Here is a 19,602-nt window from a genome sequence, read left to right as displayed (position 1 = left end):
GAGAAGACAAACGGCTGCGCCACGCGGGTCAGGCGTGGCGCATTGGCTGTCTGTTCTACGACTCAGCGCTTGAGTTTACGCTTGTTGCGGTATTGGTCGATCACCACCGCCACCACAATAATCATTCCCTTGATGATGTCCTGAATATACGCATCAACCCCGACAAAGGTAAACCCGCTGGCCATCACCCCGAGTATCAACGCGCCGATCACGGTGCCAGTGATGCGCCCGACGCCACCGGCCAGGCTGGTGCCGCCGATCACCGCCGCGGCAATCGCGTCCAGCTCATAAGACATGCCCATCCCCGCCTGCCCGGTCGCGGCACGCGCCGAGGCCACGACGCCCGCCAGGCCCGCCAGCAACCCGGCGATGCTGTAGACAATCACCAAATGACGCTTGACGTTAATCCCCGAGGTGCGCGCCGCCTGCATGTTGCCGCCGATGGCGTAGGTGTACTTGCCGTACTTGGTGTAGCGCAGGGCGATGTGAAAGATCACTGCGACCACCAGGAAAATGATCACTGGCATGGCGCCATGTCCGATGGCCGTGTAGGAATCCGAGAGCATGCTCACTGGCTGGCCTTCGGTGTAGTAGCGCGCCAGGCCACGCGCCGAGACCATCATGCCGAGGGTGGCAATGAACGGCGGAATCCCGGTGATGGCAATGATGCTGCCGTTGATCGCGCCCGCCAGCAGTCCTACGCCGAGCCCGACGATCACCGGAATCCACACCGGCAAGTCAGTCAGCGACGGAAACACCGCCCGGGAGAAATCCGAGGTCTGCGCCAGACTGGCAGCGATCATCGCCGACAGCGCCAGCACCGAACCGGAGGAAAGGTCGATCCCCGTGGTGATGATTACCTGAGTCACGCCAATCGCCAGCAGGCCGATGATCGACACTTGCAGGATCATCAGCACCAGGCGCTGGGAGTTCATCAGGAAGCTCTGGTCGCGCACGATCCAGCCAAACACTTCGAAGACCAGGCCGATACCAATCAGCACCAGGAAAATACTTAACTCGGTCGGAAAGCGCCGGCGACTCTTGACCGGTGCCGTTGCTGGCTTGTTTTCCAGAATTGCGTTCATAACCACTCACCCTTCTAATGAATTCCGGCATCGACTACATACCTGTGGCGAGGGAGCTTGCTCCCGCTCGAGTGCGTAGCGCTCGCCAGTTCTACGGTATGTCCGAGACATTGGGGCTGCTTCGCAGCCCAGCGGGAGCAAGCTCCCTCGCCACAGAATCCCGGTTCACCCCTGGACTCTGCTCACCCTTGATTCAATGGCGTACGGACATCCCCGAGGCCAGTTGCATGACTCGTTCCTGGGTCGCTTCGCTGCGGTCGAGGGTGCCCATCAGGTCGCCCTCGTGCATGACCATCACCCGGTCGCTCATACCGAGCACTTCCGGCAGTTCCGAAGAAATCATGATCACCGCCATGCCTTCGCTGGCGAGGTAGGAAATGAGCCGGTAGATCTCGGCCTTGGCGCCGACATCGATGCCGCGGGTCGGCTCGTCGAGGATCAGGATCCGTGGATTGGTCATCAGCCAGCGCGCCAGCAAGGCTTTCTGCTGGTTGCCGCCGGACAAGGTGTCGATGCATTGTTCCAACGACGGGGTTTTCACCCGCAGCTTCTTGCACATGTCTTCGCACAAGACTCGTAAAGCTTTCTGCTGGATGAAGCCGTGGCCGGCGTAATGCGGCAGCACTGCCATTTCCATGTTTTCCAGCACCGACAGGCACGGAAACAGGCCGCTGAGTTTTCGGTCCTCGGTCAGCAAGGCGAAGCCCTTTTCGATCGCCATGTGCGGATCGCTGATGCGCACCACTTCGCCATCGAGGCGAATCTCGCCACCGTCGCTAGGAGTGATGCCGAAAATCGCTTCGGCAACGTTGGTGCGGCCCGAGCCCATCAGCCCGGCGATGCCGAGAATCTCGCCGGCATGCAAGTCGAAGGACACGCCTTTGAAAATCCCCTCCAGCTTGAGGTCGCGCACCGACAGCAGTAGATCGCCGATGGGTTTTTCGCGCACCGGAAACAACTGGCTCAACTCGCGGCCGACCATCATCGAAATCAGGCTGTCGCCGTCCATGCTGTCGGCCCGTTGCAGGCCGATGTAGGCGCCGTCACGGAACACCGCCACTTCATCGGCGATGGCGAACACTTCGTTCATTTTGTGAGTGATGTAGATGATGCCTTTGCCCTGGCTCTTGAGGTCGGCAATGATCGAGAACAGGTGCGCGACTTCCTTGTCGGTAATGGCCGAGGTCGGCTCGTCCATGATCAGGATGTCGGAGTCGTAGGACACTGCCTTGGCGATCTCGACCATCTGCCGTTCGGCGATGCTCAGGTTGCCGACCTGCTCCTCCGGGTCGAGGTTGATCCGCAGACGTTCGAGCAATTTCGCGGTGCAGCGGTGCATCTCGCGATGGTCGATCATGTGCAGGCTGTTGAGCTGCTCGCGGCCGATCCAGATGTTCTCGGCGATGCTCATGTGCGGCATCAGGTTGAGTTCCTGGTGGATCATCGCGATCCCGGCCTGGAGCGCGGCCAGCGGCGTGTCGAACACCACCGGTTTGCCCCGAAGGCGCAGTTCGCCTGCGTCCGGCTGGTAGATGCCGGCGATGATTTTCATCAGGGTCGATTTGCCCGCGCCGTTCTCGCCCATCAGCGCCAGCACGGAGCCGGGGCGAACCCGCAGCTGCACGTCGGACAACGCCACCACACCGGGAAACCCCTTGCTGACGTTGATGATCTCCAGCAGGTACGGCTCATCGACAGGTGTTGCGGTTGGCTGGATACCCACCAACGGGGTGCTTGAAGCAGTCGCTGAAGCGAACATGATCAGGTACTCCATCAGCAAGGTCGCGGTGGCGACCTTGCGTGCTTATTGTTGTTATGGGGCAGACGAGCTATTTGAACGTGTCGACGTTTTGCGGAGTGATCAAGCGATATGGCACCCATACGGCCTGTTCAACCGGCTCGTTTTTGGCCATTTTCACTGCCGTGTCGATGGAGCCGTCGGCCTGGCCTTTCGCGTCCTGGAACACCGAGACCGCCAGGCTGCCTTTCTTGATCGCGTTCAAGCCGTCCGGCGTACCGTCGACACCGGCGATCAGCACACTGCCCTTGTCGACGCCAGCCTGTTGCAGGGCCATCGCGGCACCAATGGCCATCTCGTCGTTGTTGGCCACGACCGCATCGAACTTGCGGCCCTGGGTCAGCCAGTCGTTGACCAGGGTCATGCCTTTATCCCGCAGCCAGGTGCCGGTCTGTTCTTGTTCGATCTTGATGTTCGGGTATTTGGCCAGCACCTCTTTGACGCCTTTGGTGCGGTTGGTAGTGGAGTTGTTCGCGAGGTCGCCCAACAGAATCACGATGTCACCCTTGCCGCCCATTTTGTCGGCCAGGTATTGCATCTGCATTTCACCGGCCTCCAGGTCGTTGGAGGCCACCGTGACCACGCCTTTGGGCAGCTTCAGGTCATCCGGGCGACGGTTGACGTAGACCAGCGGGATGCCGGCCTTGACGGCGGCTTCGGTGATTTTCTTGGTGGCGGCGGTGTCCACCGGGTTGACCACGATGGCATCGACTTTCTGGCTGATGAAGCTTTCGACCTGGCTCAACTGCTTGACCACGTCGCTGCGGGCATCTTCGAATTGCAGCTGCACGCCATCGGGGTAGGACTTGGCCTTCTTGTCCATGGATTCGCGCAGGTAGGTCAGCCAGGTGTCATCGAACTGGGACATGCTGACGCCGATCTTCATGTCGGCGAGGGCAGCGCCACTGGCGAACATCAGGGACAAGGCCAGTGAGGCAAAACGGATCTTGGTCTTCATGAAAAGTCTTTCTCCACATTCTTGTTGGTTTTATGGATGAGGCGTGACGATTTTCAGTAAGCAGGCAAGCGGGAAAGCTGAGAAAACGAGCGAGAGGCAGTTCGCTGGAAATGACTTTATTGGAATATTATTTCTATATCAACTCATTTTAGAATTTTATTCTGATTTTGTTCCATGGCTCTCAAACGTGCTCAATTCCACCACCTGACGCCGTTCGAAACTCAACCGCGCAGCGTCTAGAACGCGGGTGGTCGCCAGTGCATCACGGGCTTCCACAGGCAGTGGGCCACCGCTCTGTAACGCGGTTTGTAACTGCAAATAGAACTGGTTCCAGCACCCGCGCTCCGAGGGAACCCGCTCGCGCACTTCGCCCTGTTCGAACCAGCCCCAGCGCCGATGCTCCTCCACGCCCCAGCGCTCACCCTCGGATTTCGGCGAGAGCCCGGCGAGCGCTGAAGCTTCCTGCCCGTCCAGGCCATCGACGCTGTAACAACCTTGGGTGCCCGTCACGCGAAAACGCGGGCCCGGGGTGTTTTGCAGGCAACTGCCACCCAGGTGCGAGACCACCCCGTTGGCGTGGGTCAGGGACATAAAGAAGCCGTTGTCGTAGGTCTGGCCTTTTTCCAGGCAATCCAGTTCGGCATAAACCCGGGTTACCGGGCCGAACAGCAGCATCGCCTGATCCACCAGATGGCTGCCGAGATCGCGAAGGAAGCCACCGCCGCTGCCGTTGTTGACCGATTGCGGCGAGTAACGCTCGATCCGCGATTCGAAACGGGTGACGTGGCCCAGGGCGCCGGACTCGATGAGTTTGCGCACGGTGAGGAAATCCGAGTCCCAGCGGCGGTTCTGGTAGACGCTGAGCTGTACGCCCTGGCGCTCGGCCATGGTGATCAGGGTGTGGGCTTGCTGCGCATCGGCGGCGAACGGTTTGTCGCTGACCACCGCCACACCGTGCTCGATGCCATCGAGCACCAGTGCCGGACGGCCCTTGAGCGGCGTGGACACCACCAGCACATCGATCCCGGCCTCCACCAGTTGGCCGATGCTGTCGAAGGCCGGTACGCTCGGGTGCTCAGTCGCCAGCAGTTGTCGGCGTTCCGGGGAGCGAGTGACCACGCCCACGAACGTCGTTGCTGGGAGGCTGCTGATCAGCGGAGCATGGAAAAACCGGCCGCCGTGGCCGTAGCCGACAAGTCCGATGCGCATGAATGGATTCTCCTTATAAATAGAACACAGTCCCTGTGGGAGCGGGCTTGCCCGCGATGACGGCAGCACATTCAACGTCTATGTGACTGACGGATCGCTATCGCGGGCAAGCCCGCTCCCACAGGTTTTTTGGTTAGCCGTAGAAATGGGGGCGGTCAGGGAGTGCGACTTTTACGATCTGGCCGTTGTTTTGGGCTTCGATGCAGGCATCTGCGGCGACGGCAGCGGCGAAGCCGTCCCATGCCGACGGACCGCCCACTTGCCCGGCACGCACGCCATCGATGAACGCCTGCAACTCAACGTCGTAGGCGGCAATGAAGCGATCCTTCCAGTCCATCAAAATCGCGTTGGACAGCTTCGCCCCGCTGCGCAGTTGAACCTGCGAAGGCTCAGGCAGTTTGGCGATGCCGGTCTCCCCCACCACTTCGCATTGAATGTCGTAGCCGTACTGGCAATTGACGAACACTTCCACATCGATCCGCGTGCCCTTGGCGGTTTCCAGCAACACAATCTGCGGGTCTTTCAAATGTGCGAGGGCCTTGCTGCTCTTGCGTGGAAAAACTACTTGCACCGACACGTAATCGTCATTGAGCAACCAGCGCAGCACGTCGAGTTCATGGATCAGCGTGTCGGTGATCGCCATGTCGGTCTTGTAATTCTCGCCCACGGTCGGGTTGCGGTGCGCGCAATGGAGCATCAGCGGTTCGCCGATCTGGCCGCTGTCGATGACCAATTTGAGGGCGCGATACCCTTCGTCATAGGGGCGCATGAAACCCACTTGCACCAGGCGCTTGCCGTGGGCCACTTCGGCTTCGACGATGTTGCGGCAACCTTCAGCGGTGACGGCCAAGGGTTTTTCGCAGAACACCGGTTTACCCGCCGCAATCGCCGCCAATACAAACGCTTCGTGGCTCGGCCCCCAGGAGGTGACGAGGATCGCTTCGACTTCTGGCGCGTTGATCAGCGCCAGGCCGTCCGGGTAGACCTCGGCGGTCAGCTTCAGGTCGGCAACGACCTTGACCGCTTGCTGCAAATTGATGTCGGTGACAGCGACCACCTGGCTGTTGAGCAAGGTCTGGCTGCAACGACGAATGTGGTCCTGGCCGATGGCCCCGGTACCGATGACGCCTAACTTTAATGACATGTAAGGACTCCTTATTGTTCGATTCAGGGCAATCAGTACTGACGGGCCTTGGCCAGTCGTTCATTCAGGGTCTTGGCCACCGCGTGGGTGCGGGCGCTGGTGGAGACTTGCGCCACGCCGACCCGCCACCACGACAGGTAGCCGTGAATCATGGTTTTGGGCAGGACCTTGATGTCGATCAGCGTCGACACCGTCTGCAAGCGCGCATCCGCCAGCGCGGCTTTCAGCTCGTCAGCGGTGTTCACTTTGTAAGTCTTGCAGCCGTAGGCCGCCGCGCTCATGGCGAAATCCACCGGCACAAAACCGCCATCGAGCTTACCGGTGTCCGGATTGCGGAAACGGAATTCGGTGCCGAAGCTGTCCATGCCGTTGCCCATCTGCAAGTTGTTGATGCAGCCGAAGGTCATGTTGTCCAGCAGCACCACGTTGATCTTGCGTCGCTCCTGGATCGAGGTCGCCAGCTCCGAGTGCAGCATCATGTAAGAGCCGTCGCCGACCAGCGCATAGACCTCGCGACCCGGCTCGGCGAGCTTCACGCCCAGTGCGGCGTTGACCTCGTAACCCATGCAGGAATAACCGTATTCGACGTGATAGGTGTTCACGCCCTTGCTGCGCCAGCTGCGCTGCAAGTCACCGGGCAGACTGCCGGCGGCGGCGACGATCACGGCGTCGTCGGCGAGGGTTTCGTTGAGCACGCCGAGCACGCGGCTCTGGGTCAGGCAGGAGCCAGTCAGCTCGATGAATTCACGCAGGACCGCCGGGTCCATGTGGTCGTTGATTTCCGGGGAGAAGTCTTGGGTCTGGTACTCGACCTGATAGAGACGATCGACCTCCTCGTCCAGTTGCGCCTTGGCCTGGCGCGGTTGATCGCCCCACGCGGAACGGTAATCGCCCAAGGCATCGGTCAAGGCCTGCAAACCGGCTTTCGCATCCGCCAGCAGTTGCACGCCATCCAGTTTCAGGGCATCGCACGGGCTGATATTGAGGTTGAGAAACTGCACGTCCGGATGCTGGAACAGAGATTTCGACGCGGTGGTGAAATCGCTGTAGCGGGTGCCGATGCCGATGATCAGGTCCGCCTCTTTGGCCAGCAGATTCGCCGCCAAACACCCGGTTTCGCCAATCCCGCCGACGTTCAACGGATGGCTGGACACCACCGCACTCTTGCCGGCCTGGGTTTCAGCGAAGGGAATATCGAAACGCTCGGCAAACGCCTGCAACGCTTCGTTGGCACCGGAATAACGAACCCCGCCACCGCAGATAATCAGCGGTTTGCGCTTGCCTTTGAACAGCGCCAAGGCATCGCCGAGCATCGCTTCGGTGGCCGGACGACGCTCGATGCGGTGCACGCGTTTTTGCAGAAAGTAATCAGGATAGTCGTAGGCCTCGCCTTGCACGTCTTGCGGCAAGGCCAGGGTCACGGCGCCGGTTTCGGCAGGGTCAGTGAGCACGCGCATGGCGTGGATCGCCGCGGTCATCAACTGCTCGGGGCGGTTGATGCGGTCCCAGTATTTGCTCACGGCCTTGAACGCGTCGTTGGTGCTGATGCTCAGGTCGTGGAACTGCTCGATCTGTTGCAGCACCGGGTCCGGCTGGCGGCAGGCGTAGACATCACCGGGCAACAACAGCAAGGGAATACGGTTGGCGGTGGCCGTCGCGGCGGCGGTCAGCATGTTCGCCGCGCCCGGGCCGACGGATGAGGAGCAGGCGTAGATCTTGCGCCGCAGGTGTTGCTTGGCGAAACCGATGGCGGCATGGGCCATGCCTTGCTCGTTGCGGCCCTGATGGACGATCAGGTCGCCGCTGTCCTGCTCCAGGGCTTGACCCAGGCCGAGCACGTTGCCGTGGCCAAAAATGGTAAAGATCCCGGCGACGAATTTGCTCTGGACCCCGTCGACCTCGATGTACTGGTTATCGAGGAATTTCACCAGGGCCTGGGCCATGGTCAGTCTTGTTGTGGTCATAACCGATCCTTCAATACACCAAAAAAACCTGTGGGAGCGGGCTTGCCCGCGATGGCGGCAGTACATTCAACATTGATGTGTCAGGTAGATCGCTATCGCGGGCAAGCCCGCTCCCACAGGGATCTTCATTAATCTTGGGAATTTTGCAGGTGATCCATGCTTGCGCCGAGGGCCTGTTGGATATTCGGCAGGTCATGGACGCTGTCGGCAAACGGTTCGAACGACAGGTAGCCGCTGTAACCGCTGCTGAGCAAGGTGTCGATCTGCGCGGCGTTGCCAAGAATGTCGCCCTCGCCCACCAGCACGCGATGGCCGTCGCGAATGGTCGCCAGCGGCACCTCGGCATCCTCCACGCCAGAGATGTGCACCAGCCCGGTCAACTCGGGAAAAAACTCGGACTCGCCGGCAAGGTGATGGTGAAAGGTGTCGTGAACCAAGCGGAACACATCCAGCCCACCGACAGCCTTGATCGCGTCCACCGCCGTATGTTTAAGCCGTAGCGAGCACTCCTCGAAACCCAGCGGTTCGATGAAACCGAGGATGCCGTGATCGCGCAGGATCGGCGCCAGTTCACTCAACGCGGTGCGCAAGCCGGCGGCGCGTTCGGCTTCGTTGCGCGTATCGGTACGATCATTCAGCGGACACATGACCAAACCCTGCGCGCCGCAATCCCGGGCATAAGCCGCCAGTTTCAAGGCCTGAACCCGGCGCTCGTCACTCCACACATCAAACGGATACAGCGCGTTGATCGACAGCACGGTGATGCCTTGGGCCACGCACAATTCACGGACATGCTCGGCCGAAGTACCGTCTTCGATCTCGACGCCTTTAAGGTCGTTACGAATCTCGATGGCATCGGCCTTGAGGGCCACCGCCAGGTCGATGAACGCGGGCAGTGACAAACGTGGGGCGACCATACGGTTCAGGGCGAAACGCAGGGGCTTGCTCATTATTGTTGTTCTCCGCACAGGTGAATTATTTGGCTGTCGGCATGCTGAATTCAGGGCCCTTGGCGATGCTGTCGGGCCAGCGCTGCATCACGCTTTTGTAGCGGCTGTAGAAGCGGATGCCTTCTTCGCCATAGGCGTGATGGTCGCCAAACAGCGAACGCTTCCAGCCGCCGAACGAGTGCCAGGCCATCGGCACCGGAATCGGCACGTTGATGCCGACCATGCCGACCTTGATGGTGCGAGCAAACGCGCGGGCGATGCCGCCGTCGCTGGTGAAACACGACACGCCGTTGCCGAATTCGTGGGCGTTGATCAAAGCGACGGCGCTGGCGAAATCCGGGACGCGGACGATGCCCAGCACCGGGCCGAAGATCTCTTGCTGATAGATGCTCATTTCGGTGGTGACGTTATCGAACAGCGTCGCGCCGACGAAGAAGCCGTTCTCCGCGCCCGGCACCTTGAACCCGCGACCGTCGACAATCAGCTGCGCGCCTTGGGCCACGCCTTCATCTATGAAGCCTTCGACCTTGGCCTTGTGTTCGGCCGTCACCAACGGCCCCATGTCGCTGTCGCCCTGCATGCCATTGCCGACCTTGAGCTGATCGATGCGCGGCAGCAGTTTGGCAATCAGCTGGTCAGCAACATCGCCCACCGCCACGGCAATCGAGATCGCCATGCAGCGCTCGCCGGCCGAGCCGTAAGCCGCGCCGATCAAGGAGTCTGCGGCCTGATCCAGATCCGCATCGGGCATGACAATCATGTGATTCTTCGCCCCGCCCAGCGCCTGAACCCGCTTACCGCGCGAGGTGGCTTGCTGGTGGATGTACTCGGCAATCGGCGTCGAGCCGACAAAGGAAATCGCCTCGATGTCCGGGTGTTGCAACAGCGCATCGACGGCGGTCTTGTCGCCCTGGACCACGCTGAACACGCCGTCCGGCAACCCGGCTTCGGTCAGCAAGCGGGCCATCAGCAAACTGGCGGACGGGTCGCGCTCGGAGGGTTTGAGGATGAAGCAGTTACCGGTGACCAACGCCAGCGGGATCATCCACAGCGGCACCATCACCGGGAAATTGAACGGCGTGACCCCGGCGCACACGCCCAGTGGCTGGCGCAGGTTCCAGTTGTCGATGCCGCCGCCGATGTTGTCGCTGAACTCGGTTTTCAGCAGGTTCGGCGCACCGCAGGCGTATTCGACGATTTCGATGCCACGGGTGACTTCGCCCTTTGCGTCGGAGAATACCTTGCCGTGTTCGCGGCTGATGATTTCCGCCAGTTCATCGTGATGACGGTCGAGCAGTTCCTTGAACTTGAACATCACCCGCGAACGGCGCAAGGACGATTGCTCGGACCAGGCCGGGAATGCTTTCAGGGCCGAGGCAACGGCGTCATCGACGGTTTTCTGACTGGCCAGCCCGACGCGCGCTTGCACCTCGCCGGTCGCCGGGTTGAAGACATTGCTGAACCGCTCGCTGCCGCTGTCTTGCACTTGACCGTCGAGGTAATGGCCGATGACCGGGGCGTTGCTCATTGTTCTTGTTCTCCGTGCAGAAAGTGAGATTCAGAGATCAAGCAGCCAACTGTGCTGCGGATCGTTATGGAACTGCCAGACGCGTTTCGGGCCGGCCATCACGTTCAGGTAATACGACTCGTAGCCATACGGCACGCTGACCGGGTGATAGCCCTTGGGCACGACCACGAGGTCGCTGTTTTCCACGGCCATGGCTTGATCGATGCTGCGGTCGTCGGTGTAGACGCGCTGGAACACGAAGCCTTGGGGCGGGTTGATCTGGTGGTAATAGGTTTCTTCGAGAAAGCTCTGGTGCGGCAGATCGTCGGTGTCGTGCTTGTGCGGCGGGTAGCTCGACGAGTGTCCCGACGGCGTGCGCACTTCCACCACCAGCAGCGAATGGGCGGGCTCGGTGTCCGGCAGGATGTCGCAGACATAACGGGTGTTGGCGCCCTTGCCACGCACACTGCGTTTCATGGTGTCGGGTTTGATCAGCCGTGGACCAAGGCCCTTTTCGGCTGAGCCCGGTGCGGCGCAGACGGCGATCTGCACATCGCTCAACGCAACGACTTGCGCCTGGCTGCCTGGTGGCAGATAAGCAGCGAACGGTGATTTGTCTTCGAACACCGACTGGCGATCGCCGAGGTTGTCCCAGTCGAAGGCGCCCTGCCCCGGCGCTTCGCCCTTGATGCTGACGCGACCGCTGAGCAGCACCAGACACAGTTCTTTTTCGCCCGCCGCCACCGGCAAGGTTTCGCCCAGACTCAAGCGGTAAGCGGCGAAGCCGACGTACTCCAATTCTCCCTGGCCCAACTCGACCATGGTCCGGCCACGGGCGTTGCTTTTAATTAGCAGGCTCATGAGGCAATCCTCTCGTCGAGCAACGCCCGCAAGGTGTCGTAGCCTTTTTTCGCGTAGACGTAGCTCGGTGCCACGGCCGGATCCTGCTCGGCCTCGACCACCAGCCAGCCGTGATAATCGTTGGCCAGCAACACGTCGAGCAGCGCGGCGAAGTCGATGTCGCCATCGCCGGGCACGGTAAAAGTGCCGTTGATGATGCAGTCCGGAAAGCTCCACAGGTTGTTGCGCGCCAGTTGCACCACCGGTTTGCGCACGTCTTTGAAATGCACGTGGCAGATGCGCTCGATGTTTTTGCGCAGCACCTGCAACGGCTCGCCGCCGCCCATGTAGCAATGGCCCGAATCGAACAGCAGACCGACTTCGCTACCGGTCAACGCCATCAGTTTGTCGATGTCGGCCGGGGATTCGACGTAAGCGCCCATGTGGTGGTGATACGCCAGGCGCACGCCTTGGGACAGGGTGAAACGCGCCAGTTCGGTGAGCTTGTCGGCGTACTCCTGCCAGGCCTGCTCGGTGTGGAAACGCGGGCGTTCGACCAAGGGAATACGCTGGCCCTGGATCGAGTCCGCCACTTCACCGTAAACCAGCACTTTGGCGCCGTTCTTCGCCAGCAGCTCGACATGGCTGCCGATGGCGTCGATTTCCTCGGCCACGGAACGGCGGGCCAAACGACTGGAATACCAGCCCGACACCAGCGCCAGATCGTACGGCCGCAACACGTCACCGACGCCTTTGGCATCCTTGGGGAATTTGCCGTTGAGTTCGAAACCTTCGTAACCGATCTCCTTGCCTTCGCTCAACGCAGTGCTCAGCGGCGTCTCGCCACCGAGGGACGGCAAGTCGTCGTTGCTCCAGGAGATCGGGTTGATGCCAATTCGGATAGCGGGCATGGCTGCACCTTTTGTTGTTTTTTAAATTTCCGTTGGGTCTGAGGCCGTCTTCGCGGGCAAGCCTCGCTCCTACAAATCACCGCAATACCGTAGGAGCGAGGCTTGCCCGCGAAGAACGATAACGCGGTGTTGCGTCATGCGCGGGCGGTGCGCCAGGCGTTGATGAGTTCGACGAAGGTGTCCTGCACCTGGCGGATCAGTGCCTCATCGTCGATTTCACCCGCCAGCCATGCGCGGCTCGGTTCCTGGAATATCGTGCGGCCCACGGCGAAACCTCGGCATGTCTGGCTCTGGCTCGCTTGCTGAAACCCTTCGGCCAGCGCAGACGCCGGCGCATTCAACCCAAGCAGCACCACGCCACGGCAATACGGGTCGCGCTCCTGAATCAGCTCATCAAGCTGCTTCCACTCCTCGGCACTCTGCGCTTCGATCTTCCACCATGCTGGGTAAATGCCGAGGTTGTAGAGGCGCTTCAGCGCGCGATACAGCACGTCCGGGTGGGTCGACGGATGATCCTTCGGCGGGATGATTTCCAGCAGCAGTTCATGCCCACTGACTTGGGAGGCCTGATACAAACCCTTGATCTGCGCTTCCTGCTCCAGGCGCAGCAAAGGCTCGTCATCGGGATGAAATTGAACCAGGCACTTGATGATCTGCTCTTGCGGCCAGGCAATCAGGTTGCTGCCAATCGAGCGCCCATGTTCAAACGCCAACGGCCGCGAGCCCTGCACTTCCACCGGCCGCGCCACCCACCAGCCACGACCGGTAGCGGCATTCAGCGAGTCCTGACCAAAGCGCTGATCAGCCAGCAACCCGACATCCGCATCGATCCCTTGCTCACGCAAATCGGTTTCAACCCGCTCCACGGCTTTGATAAAGAGTTGCTTGAGTTCGCAGATCGCGTTCAGGTCACGACCACCCTTGTGCGCCAATTCCACCAGTTGCCCACGATGATCAAAGGCAAAGATGAACAGCTGCCGCCACTGTTTGCGCGGCACACTGACCTGGTGCAGCCGCTGCAACACCGCGTCCTGATCCGGCCGGGTAATCGGCACCGGGCTATTGAACAGATAATCAAGTTCAGCGCGGGTCGGCATCGCCGGGGCGCAGGCATGGCGCGACACCACCAGACCGCCGCAAGCATTGGCCAACTGGCAGCAGCGCTCGTCACTGGCATCCTCCAGCCAACCACTGAGGAAGCCCGACATAAACGCATCGCCGGCCCCCAACACGTTGAGCACTTCCACCCGAACGCCAGGGTAAATCGCCCCGTCTTCAAGGCGCACCGGAATCACCCCGTGAATCACCGTGCAACCCTGCGGCCCGAGCTTCACCACTAACGTTGCATCACTCAAACGCCGGACATTACGCAACGCCGTGAGCAAATCCTCCGAACCGCCAGCAATCAAAAACTCTTCTTCAGTGCCAACAATCAGATCAAAACGCGGCAGGATTTTCTGCACATGCTGGCTGACATTCTGATCGGCGACGAATCGCGTCTCGCCATCAGCCTTGCCGGCCAGCCCCCACAGCACCGGGCGATAGTCGATATCCAGCACGCGTTTGACGTTGTGCTTCTGGGCGTAATCCAGCGCCTGGATGCTCGCCTTGTAGACGCCGTCGGTGGAGAAATGGGTACCGGTGATCAGCAAGGCTTTGCTGGAGGCAATAAAGGCCTCGCTGATGTCCTCGGTCCGCAGCGCCATGTCGGCGCAGTTTTCGCGGTAGAAGACTAAAGGAAAGGTTTCGCGGTCCTTGAGACCGAGCAGGACCATGGCGGTCAGGCGTTCCGGATCAACCTTGACGCCGCTGACGTCGCAGCCTTCGCGGGCCAGGGATTCCAGCAGGAACCGACCCATGTGGTCGTCCCCTACCCGGCTCAACATCGCCGATTTCAGGCCCAGCCGTGCGGTGCCGAACGCGATGTTGGCGGACGACCCGCCAAGGTATTTGGCGAAGCTTGAAACATCTTCCAGCCGCGCCCCGACTTGCTGCGCATAGAGGTCGACGCCAAGGCGCCCCAGGCAAATCAGATCCAATTGACGCCCACTGGCAAAACGAGTCTGGCCCATGCTGGCTCCTGTTATTTTTATCAGCCTGCGTTCGGGGCGTTTCAGGCGCCGAACGCTCTTGGTGGGATGCAGACTAAAACGACCGGGACCGAACAATCAATAATTATTCCAAATAATTTTTACGTGGAATATTTTTTCCAATAAACTTTTACAAAAGCATTCCAGACACAGTGCATCGTTTCAGCAAACCTCACGCCGGCCGCAAGCTCAAGATTTTATTCCGGCCTACCCTGTAGACTGCGCACAGCCAACCTATTGTCAGGGGATGACACGCAAGTCAGCCCTATAAGAACAAGCCAGAAGGATTCCTTATGTCCCGCACCGATCAGCCGGCTACGACCGAGAGCACGCCCGACAGCGATCTCGTCAGCCCCCCGATCAATGCCGAGCGTCTGCTGCAGCTGATCACCAACGAATACGAAAGCCTGCCGCGCCAGCTCAAACGCATCGCCAGCTACATGAGCCAGCAAAGCGACCGGATCATGGTCGACCGCATCAGCGACATCGCCCGCGAGTGCGAAGTCCACCCGTCGGCCATCGTGCGGTTTTCCCAGCGCTTCGGGTTCAGCGGTTTCAGCGAAATGCAGGCCCTGTTCCGCGAGGCGTACACGCACAAGACCACGCCGGTGCAGAACTACCAGCAGCGCATTCGCAGCATGATCGCCAACAAATCGCAGAAAGCCAGCGGCGGCGACCTCGCCCGCGAGTGCATCGACGCGACCCTGTCCGGCATCGAGCGACTGGGGCAGGAACTCGATGACGAGGCTTTCGACAAAGCCGTGGACCTGGTGGTCAATGCCGACAACATCTACGTGGTCGGCGTGCGCCGCTCTTTCGCCGTGGCCGATTACCTGGTCTACAACCTGCAACACACCAACAAGCGCATCCATCTGGTCTCCGGCCTCGGCGGCAGCTACCGCGAGCAGATGCGCAGCGTGCGCGCCAATGACCTGGTCATCGCCATCAGCTTCACCCCGTACGGCAAAGAAACCCAACACTGCCTGCGCATCGCCCAGCACAACCAGGCGAAAACCCTGATCATCACCGACAGCAACCTCTCGCCCCTGGCCAAACGCGCCAACACCGTGCTACTGGTCAACGAAGGCAGCTCGTTCGCCTTCCGCTCGCTAAGCGCGACGTTGTGCCTGTGCCAGGCGCTGTTCATCGCCGTGGCCTATCGCCTGGAACTGAAGGTTGACGAGATTCACGAACAGGTCGGTTTCGAGGATTAGCCCCGCGCCGTTTGCAGGTCGCCGAACCTCAGCTAAGGTAGTCCATCCCGACATGGACACCTGAAGGAGCGGCGCAATGAAACTGATCGGCATGCTGGATTCGCCCTACGTGCGGCGCGTGGCCATTTCCGCCAAGCATTTGGGCATCGACCTGGAGCACGAATCGGTTTCCGTGTTCCGCCACTTCGAGCACTTCCAGCAGATCAACCCCGTGGTCAAGGCCCCGACCCTGGTGCTGGACGACGGCGAAGTGTTGATCGACTCGACACTGATCATCGACTACCTCGAAGCCCTGGCCGGCCCCGGCAAAAGCCTGATGCCCGGCGACCTCAAGCAACGACTGCGCGCATGGCGCTTGATCGGCCTCGGCTTGGCAGCGTGCGAAAAGTCCGTGCAGCTTTACTACGAACGCAACCTGCGCCCCGCCGAAATTCAATACCAGCCTTGGGTTGAGCGCGTCGAAGGCCAACTCGCCGCCGCCTATTCAGCGCTTGAGCGCGAGCTGGAAAAACAGCCTCTGGCAAACGGTGCCTTGATCGGACAAGACGGCATCACCCTCGCCGTCGCCTGGAGCTTCACCAACCTCGTCACCCCGGACCAAGTCGACGCCTCGCGCTTCCCACGCATCGCCGAATTCACCGCGCAGGCAGAAAAGCTTGAGGCCTTCATCAGTACCCCGATAACCTGACCGGCGCTCTCGAACGGACCCGACCATGACCGCCGCCGAACAACCTGCCCCGGCGCTGCACGACGGGTCCACTATGCACTTTCTGCGACTGGCGACGAGTACGCGGGATAATCGATGTAGCCATGCGCTCCCCCGCCGTAGTAAGCCTCCCTTCCCGCTTCGGCCAGTGGCCAGCCATGGCGCAAGCGATTGACCAGATCGGGATTGGCTATAAACGGCCGGCCAAAAACCACCAGGTCGCTTAATCCTTCTTCGATGGCCTGCTGCGCGGTTTCAAGGGTGAACCCGCCCGACACCATCAAGGTGCCGTCGTAAGCTGCGCGGAAGTCTTTTTGAAAGTCCGCCGTGCCGAGATGGCTCGCATGCATGTAGGCAATCTGGCGTTGCGACAGTGCTCCGGCCAGAGCGAGCCAAGTGGCCTCTTCGCCATCGAACGGGTGCAGATCCGCCAAGTGGGCGAAAGGCGACACGCGCACACCCACCTTCGCACTGCCGATCTGCGCACTCACCGCATCGACCGTCTCAAGCAGCAATCGCAGGCGATTCGCGATCGGTGCACCACCGTAACGGTCTCCACGCGTGTTGAAGCCGCCGTTGATGAACTGTTCAAACAGATACCCGTTGCCGGCGTGAATTTCGACGCCGTCAAAACCTGCCGACAGGGCATTGGCCGAGGCAAGGCGAAAGTCTGCAATGACCTGCCGGATCCCCTCGGCATCCAACGCCACGGGCGTACTCACCGGAACTTGCGCAGGCTTGCCGTCGCTGTCGTAGGCATGCACCAGCGTTTGACCGGCGGGCATGGCCACAGGCGCGACAGGTGAGCGTCCGTCCAACAAGGAAGAATGCGAGACGCGCCCCACATGCCAGAGCTGGAGGAACATGCGTCCCCCGGCTTGATGAACCGCATCAGTCACGCGCTTCCAGCCTTCAATTTGCGCTGCGCTGTGGATCCCCGGGGTATACAGGTAGCCGCGTCCCTGTGGAGACACCTGCGCGCTTTCACTGATGATCAGGCCGGCTCCGGCGCGCTGGGCGTAATAGGTCGCCATGTCTTCAGAGGGCACGGTGCCCTCGACGCGAGCGCGGGTCATCGGCGCCATGACGATGCGATTGGGCAACTGCTGACCCGCAAGGTCATAAGATTCGAAAAGTGATGACATGAGTGATTCCTCCGCGTGATCTCAGGCATGTGACGGGAAGTACGGCAGAACGTACTCGCCGAGTTCGTCGAGGATTTCGCCATAGGGTTGACGGCTGACCTTGGGGTTGAGCGCGATATGCGAGACACCGGCAGATTGCGCGTGCTCCAGGTAATTGCGCAGGCCGTTGCGCCCTGCCCGGAAGCCGCCCTGGATGCGCTGGAATGGCTGATCCGGGTTATCGCTGAGGTCGAAATAGCCACCCAGGCCCAACGGTTTGAAAGCGTTGCGGTTCTCGGCCTCCTGCACGGCGGCGTGCCAGCTCTCGCCCAACGATGCCAACCGCTCCGGGCTTTGGACGCCGGCAAGATAGCCATCAAGGTGCTGAGCCAACCATTCAACGCTCTGTTGCGCCTGGCCGACAGCAATTGACGGGACGCGGCCATACGGCGCTTTCGGCACCAGGTCCAGGTTTCCGTGTGAGCCACCGAATCGCTCGGAGCGGAAACGCGGAAAGCTCTGCTCGATCAGGGTTCGAAACACCGAAAAAGCATCACGGTAGCGATCGCCACGGGATTCATAATCGATGCCCAGCATCGGGTAATCACTGTATCGATCACCCGAGGACAGTCCCAACACCAGGCGACCTTCACTGAGTTGATCGAGGGACGTCGCTTGCTTGGCCAGATACATCGGATCACGGGTCGGCAGCACAATACCCGTGGTGCCCAGGACAATGCTGCGGGTGGCGGCGGCCAGGTAACCGATGTAGACCAGCGGCTCAAAGATCTGCGCCACATCGCCATAATCCGGGTCGTAGAAAGGTATGTCGCGCATCCACAAGGCACCAAAGCCCAGCGCTTCGGCGCGTTGCGCCATCTCCACGTGATCACGCATGGTCGGCGCTGGTCGGCCCGGGTGGGTTTCGAGGGGCAAAATCAGGCCAATCGTGAGCGCCTGCGGTTTAAACAAGCGTTGAAACCCGGGATGGCGCTCAAGCGAAGGATGGGCAGTCAGTAAAGTCGCAGGTTGAGCTGGCGGCGAGAAGTGTGTGGCGGTAGTCATGATGGCAGTCCCGTGAGTGACGATGACTGACATATTTATTGATTCCCCAGGCTGGATAAACAGCAGTTCACGACCGTTACACGGTCCGCTGAGTCCCCAATATCGCTATCTTTCCCACGGCACGCCTGTTTCCCAACGCTCGATCAACAGGTCAATAAACCTGCGAACGCGGGGGGACAGGTGACGCTTGCTGGTGTAGACGACTCTGATGGGATCAGGAGGTGCGCGATAGGGTTTCAACACTTCCACTAACGTGCCATCGCGCAGGTCGTTACCCGTAATGTAGGTCGGCAGATGAATCAGGCCGATGCCTGCCAGCGCCGCTTCGCGCGTGGCTTCTGAACTGTCGATGTTCAGTCGCCCCGGCTGTTCGTAAAGATGAAGGCCGGCAGGTGTCTGGTAACGCCAGACGGTCGGCCGCTCGCCACCGAACAAAGCGATGGTGTCATGCCCGACAAGGTCATCGGGCGTTTGCGGCACGCCGCGTTGGGCCAGATAAGCAGGCGATGCACACGTCGCGAATTGCTGCCAAGCCACGGTACGGGTAAATAATTGGGAGTCATCTTTGGGCATGCCAATTCGTATGGCGATGTCGATGCCCTCCTCGACCAGATCAACAAAGCGATCGGTAAACCAGACATCCGCCCGCAGTTCAGGCCACTGCTTCAGATAAGCATCCAGAATCGGCAGAATGTGGCGCTGACCAAAGGACAGCGGTGCCGTGAGCTTAAAGGTCCCGGTGGGCCGCCCACGACGCAAGGCCATGGTCGCTTCCACTTCATCCAGATCTTCGAGAATCTGACGCCAGCGCTCATAGGCCACCTGCCCCTCGTCCGTCAGGCTCAGTTTGCGCGTCGTGCGATTGAGAAGCCGTGCGCCCATCCGGCTTTCCAGGCGAACTATGCTTTTTCCCACCGCCGACCGGGTCAGACCGAGAGAGGCCGCCGCCGCGGTAAAGCTTCCAGCCTTTACGGCGCCGACAAATGCAGCGATGTCACCAAAACGGTTGGCTTCCATGGGTCGCTTTACTCCAGGAC

16 protein-coding genes are annotated in these 19,602 nt (G+C 60.5%); 2 read left to right on the top strand and 14 right to left on the bottom strand.

What is annotated here, in order from left to right; all coding sequences use genetic code 11:
* Positions 1-62: 62 nt before the first annotated feature.
* The 11 genes from ACA060_RS11705 to ACA060_RS11655 form a co-directional block, all read right to left on the bottom strand.
* Positions 63-1,085: an ABC transporter permease gene (locus tag ACA060_RS11705; protein ID WP_497317376.1), complete on the bottom strand. Its 1,023-nt coding sequence runs from the start codon at positions 1,083-1,085 to the stop codon at positions 63-65.
* A 193-nt stretch (positions 1,086-1,278) separates the two neighbouring features.
* The gene (locus ACA060_RS11700) at positions 1,279-2,844 is read right to left on the bottom strand and encodes a sugar ABC transporter ATP-binding protein (protein ID WP_497317374.1); all 1,566 of its coding nucleotides are present in this window, start codon (positions 2,842-2,844) and stop codon (positions 1,279-1,281) included.
* Between the two features lie 70 nt (positions 2,845-2,914).
* Complete coding sequence (locus ACA060_RS11695) at positions 2,915-3,841, bottom strand: sugar ABC transporter substrate-binding protein (protein ID WP_010459630.1); 927 nt, start codon at positions 3,839-3,841, stop codon at positions 2,915-2,917.
* 156 nt (positions 3,842-3,997) lie between these two features.
* Entirely contained in the window at positions 3,998-5,050 is a 1,053-nt protein-coding gene (locus ACA060_RS11690) for a Gfo/Idh/MocA family protein (protein ID WP_497317373.1), read from the bottom strand.
* A gap of 133 nt (positions 5,051-5,183) precedes the next feature.
* The gene (gene iolG, locus ACA060_RS11685; protein WP_497317372.1) at positions 5,184-6,194 is read right to left on the bottom strand and encodes a bifunctional inositol 2-dehydrogenase/D-chiro-inositol 1-dehydrogenase; all 1,011 of its coding nucleotides are present in this window, start codon (positions 6,192-6,194) and stop codon (positions 5,184-5,186) included.
* A 32-nt stretch (positions 6,195-6,226) separates the two neighbouring features.
* On the bottom strand, positions 6,227-8,158 hold the full coding sequence (iolD, locus tag ACA060_RS11680; RefSeq protein WP_497317371.1) for a 3D-(3,5/4)-trihydroxycyclohexane-1,2-dione acylhydrolase (decyclizing): 1,932 nt from the start codon (positions 8,156-8,158) through the stop codon (positions 6,227-6,229).
* 128 nt (positions 8,159-8,286) lie between these two features.
* On the bottom strand, positions 8,287-9,108 hold the full coding sequence (locus ACA060_RS11675; protein ID WP_497317369.1) for a TIM barrel protein: 822 nt from the start codon (positions 9,106-9,108) through the stop codon (positions 8,287-8,289).
* Between the two features lie 25 nt (positions 9,109-9,133).
* Positions 9,134-10,636, bottom strand: coding sequence for a CoA-acylating methylmalonate-semialdehyde dehydrogenase (locus tag ACA060_RS11670; RefSeq protein ID WP_497317367.1), 1,503 nt, complete (start codon positions 10,634-10,636; stop codon positions 9,134-9,136).
* 30 nt (positions 10,637-10,666) lie between these two features.
* Positions 10,667-11,476: a 5-deoxy-glucuronate isomerase gene (iolB, locus tag ACA060_RS11665; RefSeq protein WP_497317365.1), complete on the bottom strand. Its 810-nt coding sequence runs from the start codon at positions 11,474-11,476 to the stop codon at positions 10,667-10,669.
* Positions 11,473-12,366 carry a myo-inosose-2 dehydratase gene (gene iolE / locus ACA060_RS11660; protein WP_497317363.1) on the bottom strand — a complete coding sequence of 298 codons (894 nt, stop codon included), beginning with the start codon at positions 12,364-12,366 and terminating at the stop codon, positions 11,473-11,475. The genes iolB and iolE overlap by 4 nt, the downstream gene beginning before the upstream one ends.
* A 134-nt stretch (positions 12,367-12,500) precedes the next feature.
* On the bottom strand, positions 12,501-14,438 hold the full coding sequence (locus tag ACA060_RS11655) for a bifunctional 5-dehydro-2-deoxygluconokinase/5-dehydro-2-deoxyphosphogluconate aldolase (RefSeq protein WP_497317361.1): 1,938 nt from the start codon (positions 14,436-14,438) through the stop codon (positions 12,501-12,503).
* Between the two features lie 311 nt (positions 14,439-14,749).
* Between ACA060_RS11655 and ACA060_RS11650 the strand changes: the two genes are divergently transcribed.
* Together ACA060_RS11650 and ACA060_RS11645 are read left to right on the top strand one after the other, a co-directional pair.
* Positions 14,750-15,670: a MurR/RpiR family transcriptional regulator gene (locus ACA060_RS11650; RefSeq protein ID WP_109629879.1), complete on the top strand. Its 921-nt coding sequence runs from the start codon at positions 14,750-14,752 to the stop codon at positions 15,668-15,670.
* 76 nt (positions 15,671-15,746) lie between these two features.
* Positions 15,747-16,358, top strand: a complete 612-nt coding sequence (locus ACA060_RS11645) for a glutathione S-transferase (protein WP_497317359.1) — start codon at positions 15,747-15,749, stop codon at positions 16,356-16,358.
* Between the two features lie 71 nt (positions 16,359-16,429).
* On the opposite strand, the gene ACA060_RS11640 is transcribed toward ACA060_RS11645, so the two are convergent.
* The 3 genes from ACA060_RS11640 to ACA060_RS11630 form a co-directional block, all read right to left on the bottom strand.
* A complete protein-coding gene (locus ACA060_RS11640) occupies positions 16,430-17,521 on the bottom strand; it encodes an alkene reductase (RefSeq protein ID WP_497317357.1) in 1,092 nt (363 codons plus the stop codon).
* Positions 17,522-17,542: 21 nt separating this feature from the next.
* On the bottom strand, positions 17,543-18,565 hold the full coding sequence (locus ACA060_RS11635; RefSeq protein ID WP_497317355.1) for an LLM class oxidoreductase: 1,023 nt from the start codon (positions 18,563-18,565) through the stop codon (positions 17,543-17,545).
* Positions 18,566-18,670: 105 nt separating this feature from the next.
* Entirely contained in the window at positions 18,671-19,582 is a 912-nt protein-coding gene (locus ACA060_RS11630) for a LysR family transcriptional regulator (RefSeq protein WP_497317353.1), read from the bottom strand.
* Positions 19,583-19,602 lie beyond the last annotated feature (20 nt).

Source organism: Pseudomonas sp. LBUM1671 (genome assembly GCF_059695685.1).
Note: the sequence above shows the minus strand (reverse complement) of the source record. Positions and strands in the feature narration are given on the sequence as shown.

What these genes read in the sequence shown, in the direction of transcription:
- ACA060_RS11705 (WP_497317376.1), bottom strand. Translation starts at nt 1,085, where the DNA reads ATGAACGCAATTCTGGAAAACAAGCCAGCAACGGCACCGGTCAAGAGT.
- ACA060_RS11700 (WP_497317374.1), bottom strand. Translation starts at nt 2,844, where the DNA reads ATGTTCGCTTCAGCGACTGCTTCAAGCACCCCGTTGGTGGGTATCCAG.
- ACA060_RS11695 (WP_010459630.1), bottom strand. Translation starts at nt 3,841, where the DNA reads ATGAAGACCAAGATCCGTTTTGCCTCACTGGCCTTGTCCCTGATGTTC.
- ACA060_RS11690 (WP_497317373.1), bottom strand. Translation starts at nt 5,050, where the DNA reads ATGCGCATCGGACTTGTCGGCTACGGCCACGGCGGCCGGTTTTTCCAT.
- iolG (WP_497317372.1), bottom strand. Translation starts at nt 6,194, where the DNA reads ATGTCATTAAAGTTAGGCGTCATCGGTACCGGGGCCATCGGCCAGGAC.
- iolD (WP_497317371.1), bottom strand. Translation starts at nt 8,158, where the DNA reads ATGACCACAACAAGACTGACCATGGCCCAGGCCCTGGTGAAATTCCTC.
- ACA060_RS11675 (WP_497317369.1), bottom strand. Translation starts at nt 9,108, where the DNA reads ATGAGCAAGCCCCTGCGTTTCGCCCTGAACCGTATGGTCGCCCCACGT.
- ACA060_RS11670 (WP_497317367.1), bottom strand. Translation starts at nt 10,636, where the DNA reads ATGAGCAACGCCCCGGTCATCGGCCATTACCTCGACGGTCAAGTGCAA.
- iolB (WP_497317365.1), bottom strand. Translation starts at nt 11,476, where the DNA reads ATGAGCCTGCTAATTAAAAGCAACGCCCGTGGCCGGACCATGGTCGAG.
- iolE (WP_497317363.1), bottom strand. Translation starts at nt 12,366, where the DNA reads ATGCCCGCTATCCGAATTGGCATCAACCCGATCTCCTGGAGCAACGAC.
- ACA060_RS11655 (WP_497317361.1), bottom strand. Translation starts at nt 14,438, where the DNA reads ATGGGCCAGACTCGTTTTGCCAGTGGGCGTCAATTGGATCTGATTTGC.
- ACA060_RS11650 (WP_109629879.1), top strand. Translation starts at nt 14,750, where the DNA reads ATGTCCCGCACCGATCAGCCGGCTACGACCGAGAGCACGCCCGACAGC.
- ACA060_RS11645 (WP_497317359.1), top strand. Translation starts at nt 15,747, where the DNA reads ATGAAACTGATCGGCATGCTGGATTCGCCCTACGTGCGGCGCGTGGCC.
- ACA060_RS11640 (WP_497317357.1), bottom strand. Translation starts at nt 17,521, where the DNA reads ATGTCATCACTTTTCGAATCTTATGACCTTGCGGGTCAGCAGTTGCCC.
- ACA060_RS11635 (WP_497317355.1), bottom strand. Translation starts at nt 18,565, where the DNA reads ATGACTACCGCCACACACTTCTCGCCGCCAGCTCAACCTGCGACTTTA.
- ACA060_RS11630 (WP_497317353.1), bottom strand. Translation starts at nt 19,582, where the DNA reads ATGGAAGCCAACCGTTTTGGTGACATCGCTGCATTTGTCGGCGCCGTA.